The organism is Bacillus sp. TCT6 (assembly GCF_056033845.1).
Map to the genome: position 1 here is coordinate 1,755,042 of NZ_JBVYHX010000001.1, position 17,268 is coordinate 1,772,309.

The following is a 17,268-nucleotide window of genomic DNA, read 5'->3' on the forward strand; positions in this document are numbered from 1 at the left end:
CTGTATATTCACGAATGTAGTATAGTATAAACATAGAATGATAGTGAAGAGAGGGGCAAAGACAATGACAGTTTATGATTTTTCAGCTAAAACAATTACAGGTGAAGAAAAATCGTTAAAAGATTACGAAGGAAAAGCACTTCTTATTGTAAATGTAGCTAGTAAATGTGGTTTCACACCGCAATATAAAGGATTACAAGAGGTGTATGATAAATATAAAGACCAAGGACTCGAAATACTCGGGTTTCCTTGTAACCAATTCGGGGGACAAGAACCAGGTACAGAAGCGGACATTACTAGTTTTTGTGAATTAAACTACGGTGTAAACTTCCCAATGTTTGCAAAGGTTGATGTGAAAGGTGATAAGGCTCATCCTTTATATACATACATGACAGAACAAGCACCAGGTTTACTCGGTATGAAAGCAGTGAAATGGAATTTTACGAAGTTTTTAATCGGAAAAGACGGGAAAGTAGTAGGGCGTTTTGCGCCGCAGACGAAGCCGGTAGATTTAGAGGTTGAGATTGAGAAGGTACTTGGAGAATAATTAGGAGTTTCACTTTATTAAAAAACGTCTCAAAGAACAATGTAGTTCTTTGAGACGTTTTCTTTAAACTCACATTTTCAAGATTAAATAACTGTATCAAAGCCATCTGATTTAGGTAGAGAACCTGCTTTTTTCATAAGCACTTCCCATAAGTGTACGGATGTCTTCCATTCTGCTGCAGCCTGCCCCTGTTGATATATAGCGTTCTCATAACTGGCAGTAAGTTGTTGCATATCGGCCGATTTGTAAAGTGTATCGATATGGAGAGCGTATTCTCGGAATGTTTGACTTTCACCCCGTGGTATGCCAATTCTCGCAAATTGTTTTAAAAGTGCACCGTAAGCTTTTTGATAAACAGCATCATCTTTTCGGTATCTATAGAAATGAATAATAAGAAATGTCATCCATTTCATTCTAGTGATAAAGAGAATGTATCCCATAATACTAATTAGTATCGTAGAGAGGAATACGTACCACCAAGAAAAACTAGTTTTAGAATTTGTGACCTTTTTAGTAGAAGCTTCTTCTGTATGTTCTATTAAACTTTTAAGTTTTGCTTCATTATTTCGTTGGTGTATTTGCTCGTTATTAGAATTATTTGCTTCGCTATTTTGTGAAATAGGAGCAGGCGTATTATTTATAAAATTATAGGGATTGGTAAATCCTTTTGTTGGTTCGAATGGAATCCATCCGTATCCTGGGAAATATACTTCGACCCAAGAGTGTGCGTTATCGTTCGTGATTGTATAAACATCCGCACCTTCTGCAGAGGCAAGTGTATTGTCAAGAGTTCCTTCTGTATAGCCTTTTACCCAGCGAGCAGGAATCCCGGCAGAACGAAGTAGTACAATCATAGACGTCGAAAAATTATTACAGTAGCCGCTTTTTGTATCGAAAAGGAATTGATCTACATAATCTTGGCTTTTGGCAGGAAATAAGACATTCGTTGATTCGTATGTAAAAGAGTTGTCTGTGAAGTAATTTTCAATAGCTAATACTTTATCATATCGGTTGTCTTTATCATTTGTAAGATTGGCAGCCAAGTCTTTTACGCGCTGTGGTAATGACTCGGGAAGTTGTGTGTACTTTGTCATAAAATAAGGATTTGTTTCTTGACCTTCATTTGTTTTTACAGCTTTCAAGTTTTCTATGGAAAACTCAGGGATCTCATATGTTACTTTATACGAATGTAAAGTAGTAGAAGAGTCTCCATTCATTGTATAAATTTTTTCTGAAAACGAGTTAACACTGTATGATACATCAGAAGAAGCCTCAACTGATACTAATCCTGCTGGATAGGTAAGGTGAGGATAACTTTTTAGCATGGTAATTGTTGCCTCAGTCGTTTCCGTTTTTGTATTTTGTTCGTACCAGCTTACGACGTCGTTTTTATTTTTAAAAGAAACCTTTTTCGGATTTTCAGAAATTTCCCAGCCTTTTCCTGTATAAAAATCTTTTGTTTCTACTCGCCAATATTGTTTGTTTTGCGTCCGTGCTGTGAAAACAATTGTAGGATCCGCCTTAAAAGGACCACCTAATCGCGAGTCATCTAAACCATACCCAATTGTAGAAACTTTTTGTTCTTTACTTGCTTCAGATGTGTTGAATTTTAAAAAATCCATTGGGTTTGGCCATTGAGGGCCAAATTTTGGAGCAAAGTATGCGATGGTTGCTAATAATACAATAAATATTGTAAGTGGTCTAAGTAATTTTGAGATTTCCCTAGCATAATTTTGTAAGTGTTCGCGCTCTTTTATTCGTTCTACTTGAAGAAGACTAAGCATAAAAAAGCCGATGACAACAGTACGAATAATAGCGTAGTTTGCATTGTATAAATGTAAGTTATGAAAAGTTGCGATATAAATAATAGTCAATACAAGAAATAAAAACCCACGTTTTTTATGAATAATCCAAAATGAAGTGAAAGAACTCAAAAACCAAAATGAGAGAAAAAATAAAACCGTCGGAAAAACTGGAGAAATATCTAGTAAATTCCCTTGGAAAAATAGGGAGGAATTTCGAGACATATCAGAAAAGAGTGTTGTTAGCCAAGATGGATTTATAAAAGCATTTTTATAATATAGGGAATGAATGATAAATAGGACTGTGACAATTTTTATTGGAATCTGCCACCTCGTTTGAAAAAAAGAGAGAGCGAAGCAAATTCCTATAAATGTTACGAAAATATCTAATCTACCTACATTTGTAATACCTATAAGAGGTCTTATCCATTCTAGTAAAAGAAGAAATACACATGCATGCATGAAGAATTTGTTCGTATCCCACTTGTATTTTGCTTGTAATGTTATCATTTGCTCACCTCAAAAAACACGTTTGTATACCGGTTTTCATAAACCGTGTTTACAAATATTTGTCGTTTTTTTAGAGTTTCTAATATACTGAGTTCTCGGTGTGAAAGTTGATTCGCTTTTTCTTTCACGACAAAAATCATACATTTTCTATTTCTTATAGCAGCACAATCAGCCGCCTTTTGAATATCGGGAGAAAGATTACTTGTCACGAGTATAACCGTGACGGGCTCATAAATTTTTCTTAGTTCTATTTCTACACTCTGGGAGAGCGGGAATACACTGTCTGCTTGTACTTTTGCTAAATGACAAAGGATTTGTTGTAACTGCGTATCTCCATTATCTAAAGGGAAAATAGTTTGTTCTTTTCCGATAGACACGAATGATGCTGGTGAATTTTGTTTCAAGACAGCCCTTACGATAGAGGCAGTAAATGTGACGACTGATTCGAATAGAGGAGACTCGGTTCTGTCTATGAATATCATGATATTATGGCTGCGCTGTTGTTCAAACTCTTTTGTCATAATATTGTTTGTTCGTGCAGTTGCTTTCCAATCAATCCATGAAAAGCGATCTCCAGGTTTATAGTCTCTGACACCGACAGAGATTGTAGAGTCTTTTGCAGAATTTATATTTGCTGAAAGCGCTCCTTGTTCGAAATGATTTTCCAATTGTCGATACGCTATATCTACATACTGGGGATAGACTAAAAATGTATCTGGAACTGAAAAAGTTACTTCTTTCTCCATCATGCCGAATAAATCGCCAGTTTTGACACGAACGCTTGAAAAAGTGTGCTCGCCTCTAGGGATTGTGTCAATAACATATTGAAACGAAATATTTCGTTTCAATCCTGGGAAGAGTACTACCTTATTCATCTTTGTTTGTTTACAACTTATAAATTGTGGTGGTAGTTCATCTTCTATAACTAAATAAAGTAAGGGAAAAGGAAATTTTCTTTTTATTGTAATCGTGCTTACAAATTGTTCTCCTACTACATATCCATTTTGGTTTGTTGTTCGTTTTACTTCAGCGTCCCGTAAAGCGTAGAAGGGGAGTAGTAGTGAATAAAGAGCAATGGGAATTGTGCTGTAAAATAAAAACCAACTTACAAACCCTCCTTGAAACATAGCGTACACAAATGTTAAGACTAGGCATAAAGGGAGTAGCAATAACTTCATAACGTGATATAGCGCTCGCAGCATTTGTTTCATCAAGGGTTCATCGTCCTTTGAGTCGGCACGGTAGTTCGTGCAACGATTTTTGCGATAACTTGTTCTCCTGTTATCCCTTCAAATTTTGCTTCCATTTTTAGAATGAGCCTATGCGCTAAAACGTAAGGAGCTAAAAATTTAACATCGTCTGGAATAACATAATTTCTGCCATGGATAAATGCATAAGCTTGTGAAGCTTTCATTAAAGCAATTGAGCCACGTGGACTTGCTCCTAGCTGTATAGAGCTATACGTACGAGTCTGATTAACAAGCTTTACAATGTAATGCTTAATTGCTTTGTCCATACTTACTACCCGTACGCTTTGTTGTAAATAAAGTAATTCTTCTATTGTAGTAATGGCCTGTAATTGAGAGAGTGGATTTGTTTTTTCCATCCGGTTTAAAATTTCAAATTCTTCTTCTGGTGTAGGATATCCCATTTTTAGTTTCAATAAGAAACGATCGAGCTGAGCTTCTGGTAGAGAATATGTTCCTTCATATTCGACCGGATTTTGTGTAGCCATGACAAAGAACGGCTTTGGTAAAGGCCTTGTAATGCCATCTATTGTAATATTGCCTTCTTCCATACATTCAAGTAAAGCAGATTGTGTCTTAGGAGATGTACGATTAATTTCATCAGCAAGTACAAAATTCCCCATAATTGGTCCAGGCTTGAACTCAAATTGGAGCTCTTTCGGATTATAAATAGAAACTCCTGTTACATCTGATGGCAGTAAATCAGGTGTAAATTGAATTCGCTTGTAATCCGCATCAATGGATTTAGAAAGAGCACGTACTAGCATTGTTTTGCCGACACCAGGAACATCTTCTAATAGCACATGACCTTCAGCTAAGAGAGCTGTCAAAGCTAAGATTGTTTCTTTTCGTTTTCCGACCATTATTTTTTCAATATTATTGATTATTTTTTCTACAGTGGGATGTAATGAATCAAGCTGGGGCATCGTAATCCTCCTAATTTTATTATCGTTTTCTAATCTATTTAGTGGACAAATTTATAATTATATTTGCAGGTAGTAAAAATTTTGTCATTAATTCTAAGAATATTCAGAATATTTATTTCGATTACATCTAGTATAATTGTTTCCGTAACTAAGGGCAATACAGTAAATAATGATTTGTAGTTTTATGTAAAATATGTCTGGATATAAAATAGTATTGTTAAAGAAAAAATTCCTTATATACAATTTCTAAACTCTTTCTTATGGCAGTTTTGAAATAATATCAAAACTCTTTTTTATATATTTATAAAGAAAAACGTAGGAATTTCTCCTGCGTTTTTCTTTTGCAAAATAGTCGATACCTCAAAATACCATTCTCCTAATAATCACGATTAATCATAACCCTTCAAAACGGAATAAAAGATTTTCTCACAAACTTATTTTCTACTGAATTTTTGACAATCTCTTGAACTGTGCGAAATGTCACATCTGTATTTTACAACCTCTCTTATAGTAAGGGTATGTAAGAGAGACGTATTAAAGGAGTGAACAGTATGAAGAAGAAACCTTCAGCACTAATGAGACGTTTAAAATATTTTTCACCAATAGATCGTTATAACGATAATCATACTCAAGAAACATATGAAGATCGTGAATGGGAGAATGTGTACAGAAAGCGTTGGCAGCATGATAAAGTAATTCGTTCTACACATGGTGTGAACTGTACTGGTTCATGTAGCTGGAATATATATGTGAAAGATGGAATCGTAACTTGGGAAGGACAGGAGCTTAACTATCCAACTACAGGTCCAGATATGCCTGATTTTGAACCACGAGGATGTCCGCGTGGAGCGAGTTTTTCTTGGTATATTTATAGTCCACTTCGTGTGAAATATCCGTATGTACGTGGTGTTCTTTGGAGTATGTGGCAAGAGGAATTACAAAATAACAAGTCACCACTAGATGCTTGGAAAAGCATTATGGAAAACCCTGAAAAAGCACGCAAGTATAAGCAGGCACGTGGTAAAGGGGGATTCATTCGTGCGAATTGGGATGAAGTGTTACAACTTGTTTCTGCTTCATTACTCTACACAGTAATGAAATACGGTCCAGACCGAAATGTTGGTTTTTCACCAATTCCAGCTATGTCGATGTTAAGTCATGCTGCTGGTAGTCGTTTTATGCAACTTATGGGCGGGCCAATGCTTAGTTTCTATGATTGGTACGCAGATTTACCACCAGCTTCTCCTCAAATTTGGGGCGATCAAACAGATGTACCAGAAAGTAGTGACTGGTATAACTCTGGTTACATTATGACATGGGGTTCAAATGTACCGATGACGAGAACACCAGATGCTCACTTTTTAGCAGAGGTTCGATATAAAGGAACGAAAGTCGTTTCTGTCAGTCCTGACTTCGCTGAATCTACAAAGTTTGCCGATGATTGGATTAGTGTAAAACAAGGTACAGATGGTGCACTTGCGATGGCAATGGGGCATGTGATCTTACAAGAGTTTTACGTAGATAATCAAGTGGAATATTTCACAAAGTATGCGAAGCAATATACTGATTTTCCTTTCTTTGTCACATTGAAACAAAAAGGAGATCAATTCGTTGCTGATCGTTTCTTAAACGCTTCTGATATTGGACGCGAAACGAAGTTAGGAGAATGGAAGCCTGTTCTTTGGAACGAGAATACGAATGATTTTGCAACACCTCAAGGCACAATGGGCTCACGTTGGGATAACGAAAAGAAATGGAACTTGCGTTTAGAAGATGAAGAAACAGGTGAAAAGATTGACCCACGTCTTTCTTTACTTGGAATGGAAGAATCGATTGGAACTGTACAAATTCCGTACTTCTCTGATGATGGAAACAAAGTATTAGAACGTACAATTCCAGTGAAAAAGGTTATGACAGAAGAAGGCGAAGTGTTCGTTACAACTGTATACGACTTAACGTTAGCAAATTACGGCGTGAACCGAGGGCTTGGCGGACAAGAGCCGAAAGACTTCAATGATGATGTACCGTTTACACCTGCATGGCAAGAGAAAATGACAGGAGTGAAACGAGAACTAATTATTCAAATCGCTCGTGAGTTCGCACAAAATGCCGTTGATACAAATGGTCGCTCGATGATTATTGTTGGAGCTGGTATTAACCATTGGTTTAATTCTGATACGATTTATCGCGCAGTTTTAAATCTTGTTCTTCTAGTTGGAGCACAAGGAGTAAACGGCGGGGGATGGGCGCATTATGTTGGGCAAGAAAAATTACGACCAGCAGAAGGATGGCAAACAATCGCGATGGCAAAAGATTGGCAAGGGCCACCGAAATTACAAAATGGTACATCTTTCTTCTATTTCGTAACAGATCAATGGCGCTATGAAGATACACCGGTTGGACATCTAGCATCACCAGTAGAAGGCAACTCTCGTTATCAACATCACGGTGATTACAACGTATTAGCGGCACGACTTGGCTGGCTACCTTCGTATCCGACATTCGAGAAAAATGGGATTGAATTATATAAAGAAGCTGTTGCTGCTGGTGCAACAACGCAAGAAGAAATCGGAAAATATGTTGCACAAAGATTAAAAGAAAAAGGACTAAAATTTGCGATTGAAGATCCAGATAACAAAAACAACTTCCCGCGCAACTTATTCGTATGGCGTGCGAACTTAATTTCAAGTTCTGGTAAAGGGCACGAATATTTCTTAAAACATTTATTAGGTACAACAAACGGGTTAATGAATGACGATAGTGATTCATTACGACCAGAAGAAATTAAATGGCATGAAGAAGCACCAGAAGGGAAGTTAGATTTACTCATTAACTTAGATTTCCGTATGGCTGGAACAGCGCTTTATTCTGATATCGTCTTACCTGCTTCAACTTGGTACGAAAAACATGATTTAAGTAGTACAGATATGCATCCATTTGTGCATCCATTTAATCCAGCAATCGGTTCACCGTGGGAAGCGCGCTCTGACTGGGATATTTTCACTTCACTTTCTAAAGCTGTGTCAGATTTAGCGAAGAAAATTGATCTTGAACCAATGAAAGAAGTTGTTGCAACGCCACTTCTTCACGATACACCGCAAGAATTAGCGCAACCACTTGGCAAGATTAAAGATTGGAGCAAAGGTGAGTGTGAGCCAATACCAGGTAAAACAATGCCACAAATTCATGTTGTTGAAAGAGATTATAAAACAATTTATGACAAAATGACTTCGCTAGGACCAAATGCGGGAAAACAACCGATTGGTACGAAAGGGATTTCTTGGTCCGCAGAAAAAGAGTATGAGCAATTAAAGAGCCGATTAGGAGTTGTTCGAACGGATTCTATTGCAAAAGGTTGCCCAGACATAAAAGAAGCAATCAATGCTGCTGAAGCGGTATTAACACTTTCTTCTACAACAAATGGTCATATGGCTGTAAAAGCATGGGAAGCACTTGAAAAACAAACGGATTTAAAATTACGTGATTTAGCAGAAGAACGTGAAGAAGAATGCTTCACATTTGAACAAATTACAGCGCAGCCAAAAACAGTAATTACTTCTCCGGCCTTTACAGGTTCTGAAAAAGGTGGACGTCGTTACTCACCGTTTACAACAAATGTGGAACGCCTCATCCCTTGGAGAACAATCACTGGACGACAATCTTTCTACTTAGATCATGACATGATGAAAGAATTTGGTGAAACGATGGCAACGTTTAAACCGATTCTGCAACATAAACCGTTCCGTAAATCACGACCTGAAGTAGAAGGAAAAGAGATTACGTTAAATTATTTAACGCCGCATAATAAGTGGTCCATTCATAGTATGTATTTCGATTCATTACCGATGTTAACGCTGTTTAGAGGTGGTCCAACTGTTTGGATGAATAAAGAGGATGCTGAAGAAGCTGGTGTAGCAGATAATGATTGGATTGAGTGCTTTAATCGTAACGGTGTTGTTGTAGCCCGTGCTGTTGTAACGCATCGTATACCGAGAGGAATGGCGTTTATGCACCATGCACAAGATCGTCACATTAACGTACCTGGTACGAAATTAACAAGTAACCGCGGGGGAACGCATAATAGTCCAACTCGAATTCACGTAAAACCGACACATATGATTGGTGGATATGGTCAATTAAGTTATGGATTTAACTATTACGGTCCGACTGGGAACCAGCGTGACTTAAACGTTGTAATTCGCAAACTGAAGGAGGTAGATTGGCTTGAAGATTAAAGCACAAGTCGGAATGATAATGAATCTAGATAAATGCATCGGCTGCCATACTTGTAGCGTAACGTGCAAAAACACCTGGACAAATCGTCCAGGTGCTGAATATATGTACTTCAATAACGTAGAAACGAAGCCTGGAATTGGTTATCCGAAACAATGGGAAGATCAGGAGAAATATAAAGGCGGTTGGGAATTGAAAAATGGTGAAATTCAGCTGAAATCTGGTTCGAAAATGAAACGTCTTATGAACATTTTCCACAATCCAGATCAACCAACAATTGATGATTATTTTGAACCTTGGAATTATGATTATGAAACGTTAACAAATAGTCCGCAACGTAAGCATCAACCAGTTGCTCGTCCGAAATCAGCAATTACAGGCGAATTTATCGACAAAATTGAATGGGGTCCAAACTGGGAAGATGATTTAGCAGGCGGACATATAACAGGATTGCAAGATCCGAACGTAAAGAAAATGGAAGAAGAAATTAAAACAGATTTTGAAAACGTCTTTATGATGTATTTACCACGCATATGCGAACATTGTATGAATCCCTCGTGCGTATCATCTTGTCCATCTGGTGCGATGTATAAACGTGAAGAAGATGGGATTGTTCTTGTCGATCAAAATGCATGTCGCGCATGGAGATTCTGCGTATCATCTTGTCCATATAAAAAAGTGTATTTTAACTGGCAAACGAATAAAGCTGAAAAATGTACAATGTGTTTCCCACGTATTGAAGCGGGTATGCCAACGATTTGTTCGGAAACATGTGTAGGACGTATTCGGTATATTGGGGTAATGCTATATGACGCTGACAAAGTAAAAGAAGCAGCTTCTGTTGAAGACGAAAAAGATTTATATGAATCTCAGCTTACTGTTTTTCTAGATCCAAATGATCCAGAAGTGGCAGCTGAAGCGAAAAAACAAGGAATTCCTGAAGAATGGATTAAAGCGGCGCAACAATCGCCAATTTATAAAATGATTATCGATTGGAAAATTGCTCTACCTCTTCACCCAGAGTATCGTACAATGCCAATGGTTTGGTATATCCCGCCGCTTAGCCCGATTATGAATATGGTGGAGGGAAAAGGTAGTAACTGGCAAGCAGAAGAGATTTTCCCTGCTATTGATAATATGCGTATTCCAATTCAATATTTAGCGAATTTACTCACTGCGGGGGATGAATCACACATTCGTCTTACATTGAAGAAAATGGCTGTTATGCGAACGCATATGAGAGCACTTCAAATTAATAAAGAGCCAAATGAAGCTGTATTAAAAGAACTTGGTTTAACGAAACAGGATGTAGAAGATATGTATCGTCTTCTTGCCATCGCGAAATATAAAGATCGCTTCGTTATTCCGACATCTCACCGTGAACAAGTGGCAGATTTATATAGCGAACAAGGAAGCTGTGGTTTATCATTCACAGGTGGTCCAGGCTCTTGTATGACAATTTCTTAAATAAAGGGGGCAGAAAATTATGAAACAAAGTTTACAAACAGCTTTTTCTTGTTCTTCTTTTCTTCTCTCCTATCCCGAACTAGGGTGGAGAGAAGCTTTAACTGAATTGCAAGAAGAGGTTGAAACAATAGAACAGGAAGACGTTAAAGCGTCACTTACAGGCTTTATAAAGCAAGCGCTAGATAAAACGAATGATCAACTCATTGATAGTTACGTATATACATTCGATTTTGGGAAGAAAACAAATATGTATCTTACTTATATGAACACTGGTGAACAAAGAGAAAGAGGTATTGAATTACTAGAGTTAAAACAACATTATAAAAAATCAGGTTTTAGCGTAACAGATAAAGAACTACCTGACTATTTACCACTTTTACTTGAGTTTTTTGCAAATGCAAATGAGCAAGACAGTGAACCAATTATGAGTAAATACACGGAAAATATACAAGCATTACATGTTCAATTAAAAGAAGCGGGTAGTATGTATGAACCAATTCTTGCGTCTGTGCTACTCGCTATCGAAACATGGGGTGTACAGACAAATTAGAAAGGAGCGTTGTCAAAATGATGGATCAATTTCTTTGGGTATTGTTTCCCTATATCATTTTTGCGATCTTTATCGGTGGACATATTTTTAGATACAACTATGATCAATTTGGATGGACATCAAAATCTAGTGAACTATTAGAAAAGAAGATGCTCCGGGTCGGAAGTCTATTATTCCACTTTGGGATCATGTTCGTAATTGGCGGCCATGTTATGGGGATTTTAATTCCAGAAGCTGTATATCGTTCAATAGGTATTTCTGAGCATATGTATCATGTAGTAGCAATTAGTTTTGGGCTTCCGGCAGGTATTGCTTCTATTATCGGTTTAATTATATTAACGTACCGCCGTGTAACAGTAAAGCGTATCATTGCAACGAGTACAAAGGGAGATTATATTGCGCTTATTTTATTACTTATCGTAATGCTAGCAGGACTTTCTTCAACATTTTTAAATATAGATTCAAAAGGATTTGATTATCGTACAACGATTGGCCCTTGGTTCCGAAGTCTCTTTATTCTCCAACCGAAAGTTGAATATATGATGGAAGTACCAGTATGGTTTAAAATTCATATTCTTGCAGGAATGGGTTTATTCGCAGTATGGCCATTTACAAGACTTGTACATGTATTTAGTGCCCCAATTAAATATGTAAGCCGTAGTTATGTAATTTACAGAAGACGTATTCCTAATGAGTTGAAAAAATAATACTGCTGTAAACGGATAGGAGCTAATGGTTAAAACGAAACGAGGTCTAATATGGAAGGCCTCGTTTTTGTTTATATAGGGAATAACCGTTAATAAGTAGCTTAAATTGAAAAAAGATTAGCATCTAAATAAGATGCTAATCAATGCTACAAACAGAGGCAGAGCAATCTTCACAAGCAATTTCACATTTTAAAAATTGTAAATCGTGGATTGTAATCTTTCCTTTATGAATAGAAATTGTACCTTGCTTTTTTAATTCATTTAACATTCGATTTACACTTTCACGTGAAGTTGCACAGAAATTAGCAAGTTCTTGATTCGTTAATGGTAAATCGATGAGAATCCCATTTTCTTTTAATACACCGTAACTATTTGTCATTCGTATAAGAGTAGAATACAGGGCACCTTTTTTGCCGTGTAATACTAAATCTCGGAACTTCGTTTGCATTCTTCTTAAATGTTCACTAATCCATTTCATAAATTCAAATACAAGTGCGGGTTTTTGGAGCAATGCTTTTTCTAAGGTTTCACGCTTTATAACCCCTACTTCAACATCTTCAAGGCATTTTGAATTTAATAAATACTTCGCATTGTCCGTGAATAATGTTAATTCTCCAATAATGTCGTATGCCGAACAAATACGGAGTGTTAATTCTTGCCCGTCAGCACTTAATTTACTAATTTGTACTTTTCCTGAGTGGATGATATAGAGCTCTGTTGCCTCCATACCTTCTTGAAAAATAAAACTACCTTTTTTAATTTGCATTTTATATTCAACAGATGCAAGTAATTCTTTTAAATCTTGAGATAATGTCATACTGTTTGCCACAGTGATCACCTTTCTTCTTATAAGCAATACATTTCCTATTTTGAGTGTAAGTATGATGAAAATGCAAGAGCTATTTTAAAAATACATTGAAATTTCAATGACCGTAAGGGGGAAGTGATTTTCAATTTTTAGTTTGAAAAATTCAATAGACAAAGTGGATGAGATTAAAGATGTGAACAAAATTCGAACGGATTTGTGAAGAATTTTTGAATGGGGAAAGTAATGTGAGAAAAGTCACATTGAATATGTAGCTTCTTTTTTATAATGAAGGCAAATAAAAAAATGAAAGCTTACTAAGGATTACAGCAGAAAAGAAGGGATATAGATGCACGAGAACATGAAAGATTCTTTAGAACGGCCACTTCAAGATTTACGTATTTCAGTTATTGATCGTTGTAATTTTAGGTGTACATACTGTATGCCTGCTGAAGTGTTCGGACCTGATTACGCTTTTTTACAGGAAGAGCTTTTATTAACGTTTGATGAAATAGAAAGATTAGCCAGATTATTTATAAGTCTGGGAGTCAATAAAATTAGGCTTACTGGCGGTGAACCGTTATTGCGTAAAGACTTACCGATGTTAATTGCAAGACTTGCAAAGCTAGAAGGCTTAAAAGATATTGGACTCACAACAAACGGTATTCATTTAGCAAAACAAGCAAAGGCGTTAAAAGAAGCGGGATTAAAACGTGTAAATATTAGTTTAGATGCGATAGAGGATTATGTCTTCAAAAAAATTAATGGACGAAATGTAAATACAAAACCTGTACTGAAAGGAATTGAAGCAGCAAAGGCTGCTGGATTAGAAGTAAAGGTAAATATGGTCGTAAAAAAAGGAATGAATGATAGTCAAATTCTTCGTATGGCTCGTTATTTTAAAGAACAAGACATTCAGCTCCGTTTTATAGAGTTTATGGATGTGGGCAGTACAAACGACTGGAACTTTGAACAAGTTATTACGAAGGAACAATTAATAGAGAAGATTAATCGCGTATATCCAGTTGAGCCCGCTCAGCCTCGTTACTTTGGAGAAGTTGCGAAATTGTATCGATATGTAGGGAGCGATGCAGAAGTTGGGTTTATTACTTCAGTATCTGAGTCATTTTGTTCTTCTTGTACGAGAGCTCGTATCTCGGCAGACGGCAAGTTTTTCACGTGTCTATTTGGAACGAAAGGAACGGATTTGCGAACGCTTCTTCGAGGAAATATTTCTGATGCATTACTATTAAAAATTTTACAACATACATGGCGATATAGAACAGATCGATATTCAGATGAAAGAACGGCGGAAAGTACAAATCAACGTCCAAAAGTTGAAATGTCCTACATTGGCGGATAGTGAGAGGAGGATTCCCTATGCAAGAGCGATATGCAAGGCAAATATTGTTTTCTGGAATTGGTGAAATAGGACAAAGAAAAATAAGAGAAAAGCATGTGCTCCTAATTGGTGCAGGTGCATTAGGAGCTGCGAATGCAGAAACACTCGTTAGGATGGGAATTGGGAAATTGACAATCGCTGACCGTGACTACGTGGAATGGAGTAATTTACAGCGGCAACAGTTATACATAGAAGAAGATGCGCAGCAATGCAAACCGAAAGCAATTGCAGCGGCAGAACATGTAAGGAAGATTAATTCTGAAGTAAAAATTGTACCAGTTGTAACGGATGTCACAATGCAAGAAATAGAAGAGTTAACAAAAGAAGTGGATCTCATCATAGATGCGACTGACAATTTCGATACGCGCCTACTTATAAATGACATTTCACAAAAAGAAAATATACCTTGGATATATGGTGGATGCATTGGAAGTTACGGTGTAACGTATACAATTCTTCCTGGGAAAACACCATGTTTTCGCTGTCTAATGGATCATCCTATGGGCGGTGCAACATGCGATACAGCCGGAATCATTCAGCCAGCTGTACAAATGGTCGTTGCTCACCAAGTAACAGAGGCGATGAAAATATTGGTGGATGATTATGAGTCGTTAAGAGGAACGATGTTATCATTTGATATTTGGAACAATCAATATCTTTCATTAAAAGTAAATAGACAGAAAAAAAGTACATGTCCATCTTGTGGGAAATCACGAACGTATCCAAGTCTAGCATTTGAAGCGCAGATGAAAACGGAAGTGCTATGCGGACGGAATACAGTTCAAATCCGTTCAGGAATAAAGAGAGATCTTAATTTAAACGAAATTCAAACACGATTACAAAAAAGTGTACATGTCCAAAAAACGCCTTACTTACTATCATTTCTAATTGATGAATATCGTTTCGTTTTATTTACAGACGGTAGGGCATTTATTCATGGAACAAATGATGTGAAAATAGCAAAACGATTATACGCAAAATATATAGGATGAACAGAAAGAGCGTTGCCCCTTATTAAAACGAGGTGAAAAAGAATGTTAGAAAAACGTATACCAATTCCGGTGGCAGAAGCAGTGGCACGTGTAATGAAATACGCTCATCAAGGTGAAATAGAAAAGGTTTCTCTTATAGAAAGTTACGGAAGAATTCTTGGAGAAGATGTTATTGCAGATCATGATGTCCCTCACTTTGATCGCTCTCCATACGACGGGTTTGCGATTCGAGCAGAAGATACAAAAGAAGCGAGTAGTAGTAACCCCATTCAGTTTGAAGTGATTGGCGAAATTGGAGCAGGTTTTGTTTTTCCAGAAGAAGTGAAACCATTTCAAACTGTCCGTATTATGACAGGTGCCGCAATTCCAGCCGGATGTAATGCAGTTGTTATGTTAGAGCTAACTGAAGGATTTGAAGAAAGTGAAAAGACTTATATGAAATTGAAACGCTCCTTTATTGCTGGGGATAACATTTCTTTTAAAGGTGAAGATGTAAAACAAAATACCATCCTTGTGAAAAAAGGGACTGTTATTAACCCTGGAGTAGTGGCGCTTCTTTCTACGTTTGGTTATAGTACCGTTTACGTTGTAAAACAGCCGGTTATCGGAATTGTAACGACAGGAAGCGAACTGCTTGAAGTACATGAACAATTAAAGCCAGGGAAGATTCGAAATAGTAACTCCTATATGATAGCTGCTCAAGTTGAACGAGCGGGCGGAGTTGTACAGTATTATGGACAATTCGCTGACGATTTTGAGACGTGTTATAACACTGTGAAAAAAGCGATAAAAGAAGTCGATATTTTAATTACAACTGGTGGCGTTTCGGTAGGAGACTATGACTATTTACCTGCTATTTATGAGGAATTACGAGCTAATGTGCTTTTCAACAAAATAGCGATGCGACCAGGAAGTGTGACAACTGTAGCTGAGCTAGAAGGAAAACTATTATTTGGTCTATCTGGTAATCCTTCAGCTTGTTATGTCGGTTGTGAATTATATGTTCGGCCAGTCATTGGAACATATTTGCATAGAAAAGATTCGCACGTATATCGTACAGAGGCAATATTACAGAAAGGCTTTCTGAAAGCAAACCCATTTACTCGTTTTGTACGAGGGAAAGTGGAAATTGTAGATGGAACATTGCAAGCTACACCAGTTGGTTTAGACAAATCTAGTGCAATTTCTTCACTTGCAGGGGCGAATGCATGTATCGTCCTGCCGGGAGGAACGAGAGGATTTAAAGCAGGAATAACTGTCTCGGTACTGTTATTAGAATCAAGCGCCGGAAGTGAGTGGCCGTGGGAAGAACCACTTCGATCATACAAATAATAGAAAAATAGATTGCTAACTTATACAAAGATAAGAGGTGCAAGATGGCACATACGTATTATGAAGTAATTGATACACCTATTTCAATTGAAGAAGTTACAAACAAAGTAATTCGTCGTGAATGTGGCGCAGTTGCGACTTTCATTGGTACTGTTAGAGAATTTACGAAAGGCCGTCGTACGCTATATTTAGAGTATGTAGCATATAAGTCAATGGCGGAGAAACAGCTTAAGAGAATTGGCACCGAAGTAGGAGAGATGTGGCCTGGGACAAATGTCGCCATTACACATCGCATTGGTACATTACAAATTTCTGATCTTGCTGTTGTCGTCGCTGTTTCTACACCACACCGGAAAGCTGCCTATGAGGCGAACGAATATATTATGGAGCGTATAAAACAAATTGTTCCAATATGGAAGAAAGAGTTTTGGAAAGATGGTGAGTCATGGATAGGTGATCAGTTAGAGAAGGTAGCGTATGCAAATGGTGAGCCTGGAAAGGAGATGAGAATATGATTGAAGTACTATTATTTGCACATTTACAAGAAGAAGTAAGTAAGTCAGCATTACACATAGGTTGTGAAAATATTACGGTTGCTGAACTAAAGGAAGTCCTTATTACGAAATACAACGTAGCAATTTCAAGTGAGATAATGGTCGCTATAAATGAAGAGTATGCAAATGAGGATGATATCATTCAAACTGGCGATGTCATAGCAATGATTCCGCCAGTAAGTGGTGGTTGATTC

14 protein-coding genes are annotated in these 17,268 nt (G+C 37.2%); 10 read left to right on the forward strand and 4 right to left on the reverse strand.

Annotation, left to right across the window (positions count from 1 at the left end):
* Positions 1–64 precede the first annotated feature (64 nt).
* Positions 65–547 carry a glutathione peroxidase gene (bsaA, locus tag AC0ONG_RS09000; protein WP_000219434.1) on the forward strand — a complete coding sequence of 161 codons (483 nt, stop codon included), beginning with the start codon at positions 65–67 and terminating at the stop codon, positions 545–547.
* A gap of 83 nt (positions 548–630) precedes the next feature.
* Here bsaA and AC0ONG_RS09005 read toward each other — a convergent pair whose 3' ends face one another.
* The 3 genes from AC0ONG_RS09005 to AC0ONG_RS09015 are packed head-to-tail and all read right to left on the reverse strand — an operon-like array spanning position 631 to position 5,032.
* Complete coding sequence (locus tag AC0ONG_RS09005) at positions 631–2,859, reverse strand: transglutaminase TgpA family protein (protein WP_000631745.1); 2,229 nt, start codon at positions 2,857–2,859, stop codon at positions 631–633.
* The gene (locus tag AC0ONG_RS09010; RefSeq protein ID WP_000812152.1) at positions 2,856–4,070 is read right to left on the reverse strand and encodes a DUF58 domain-containing protein; all 1,215 of its coding nucleotides are present in this window, start codon (positions 4,068–4,070) and stop codon (positions 2,856–2,858) included. The genes AC0ONG_RS09005 and AC0ONG_RS09010 overlap by 4 nt, the downstream gene beginning before the upstream one ends.
* Positions 4,070–5,032 carry an AAA family ATPase gene (locus AC0ONG_RS09015; RefSeq protein ID WP_001135803.1) on the reverse strand — a complete coding sequence of 321 codons (963 nt, stop codon included), beginning with the start codon at positions 5,030–5,032 and terminating at the stop codon, positions 4,070–4,072. The genes AC0ONG_RS09010 and AC0ONG_RS09015 overlap by 1 nt, the downstream gene beginning before the upstream one ends.
* Positions 5,033–5,583: 551 nt before the next feature.
* Between AC0ONG_RS09015 and AC0ONG_RS09020 the strand changes: the two genes are divergently transcribed.
* From AC0ONG_RS09020 to narI, 4 genes are read left to right on the forward strand one after another with little or no spacing between them, the layout of a single operon-like run.
* Positions 5,584–9,267: a nitrate reductase subunit alpha gene (locus AC0ONG_RS09020; RefSeq protein ID WP_136997517.1), complete on the forward strand. Its 3,684-nt coding sequence runs from the start codon at positions 5,584–5,586 to the stop codon at positions 9,265–9,267.
* Complete coding sequence (narH, locus tag AC0ONG_RS09025) at positions 9,257–10,732, forward strand: nitrate reductase subunit beta (protein ID WP_000692656.1); 1,476 nt, start codon at positions 9,257–9,259, stop codon at positions 10,730–10,732. Before AC0ONG_RS09020 ends, narH begins: the two co-directional genes overlap by 11 nt.
* Positions 10,733–10,751: 19 nt before the next feature.
* Entirely contained in the window at positions 10,752–11,282 is a 531-nt protein-coding gene (narJ, locus tag AC0ONG_RS09030) for a nitrate reductase molybdenum cofactor assembly chaperone (RefSeq protein ID WP_000814227.1), read from the forward strand.
* A gap of 17 nt (positions 11,283–11,299) precedes the next feature.
* Complete coding sequence (narI, locus tag AC0ONG_RS09035; RefSeq protein ID WP_000969224.1) at positions 11,300–11,989, forward strand: respiratory nitrate reductase subunit gamma; 690 nt, start codon at positions 11,300–11,302, stop codon at positions 11,987–11,989.
* Positions 11,990–12,125: 136 nt separating this feature from the next.
* Here narI and AC0ONG_RS09040 read toward each other — a convergent pair whose 3' ends face one another.
* Entirely contained in the window at positions 12,126–12,818 is a 693-nt protein-coding gene (locus AC0ONG_RS09040) for a Crp/Fnr family transcriptional regulator (RefSeq protein WP_000013863.1), read from the reverse strand.
* Between the two features lie 325 nt (positions 12,819–13,143).
* Between AC0ONG_RS09040 and moaA the strand changes: the two genes are divergently transcribed.
* The 5 genes from moaA to moaD are packed head-to-tail and all read left to right on the forward strand — an operon-like array spanning position 13,144 to position 17,265.
* Positions 13,144–14,157 (forward strand): GTP 3',8-cyclase MoaA, encoded by a 1,014-nt coding sequence (gene moaA, locus AC0ONG_RS09045; RefSeq protein WP_136997248.1) that lies wholly within the window; start codon positions 13,144–13,146, stop codon positions 14,155–14,157.
* Positions 14,158–14,174: 17 nt separating this feature from the next.
* On the forward strand, positions 14,175–15,188 hold the full coding sequence (locus AC0ONG_RS09050; RefSeq protein ID WP_136997249.1) for a molybdopterin-synthase adenylyltransferase MoeB: 1,014 nt from the start codon (positions 14,175–14,177) through the stop codon (positions 15,186–15,188).
* A 42-nt stretch (positions 15,189–15,230) separates the two neighbouring features.
* Positions 15,231–16,520 (forward strand): molybdopterin molybdotransferase MoeA, encoded by a 1,290-nt coding sequence (locus AC0ONG_RS09055; protein ID WP_136997251.1) that lies wholly within the window; start codon positions 15,231–15,233, stop codon positions 16,518–16,520.
* A gap of 44 nt (positions 16,521–16,564) precedes the next feature.
* A complete protein-coding gene (locus AC0ONG_RS09060) occupies positions 16,565–17,035 on the forward strand; it encodes a molybdenum cofactor biosynthesis protein MoaE (protein WP_000951544.1) in 471 nt (156 codons plus the stop codon).
* On the forward strand, positions 17,032–17,265 hold the full coding sequence (moaD, locus tag AC0ONG_RS09065; RefSeq protein WP_000573687.1) for a molybdopterin converting factor subunit 1: 234 nt from the start codon (positions 17,032–17,034) through the stop codon (positions 17,263–17,265). Before AC0ONG_RS09060 ends, moaD begins: the two co-directional genes overlap by 4 nt.
* Positions 17,266–17,268 lie beyond the last annotated feature (3 nt).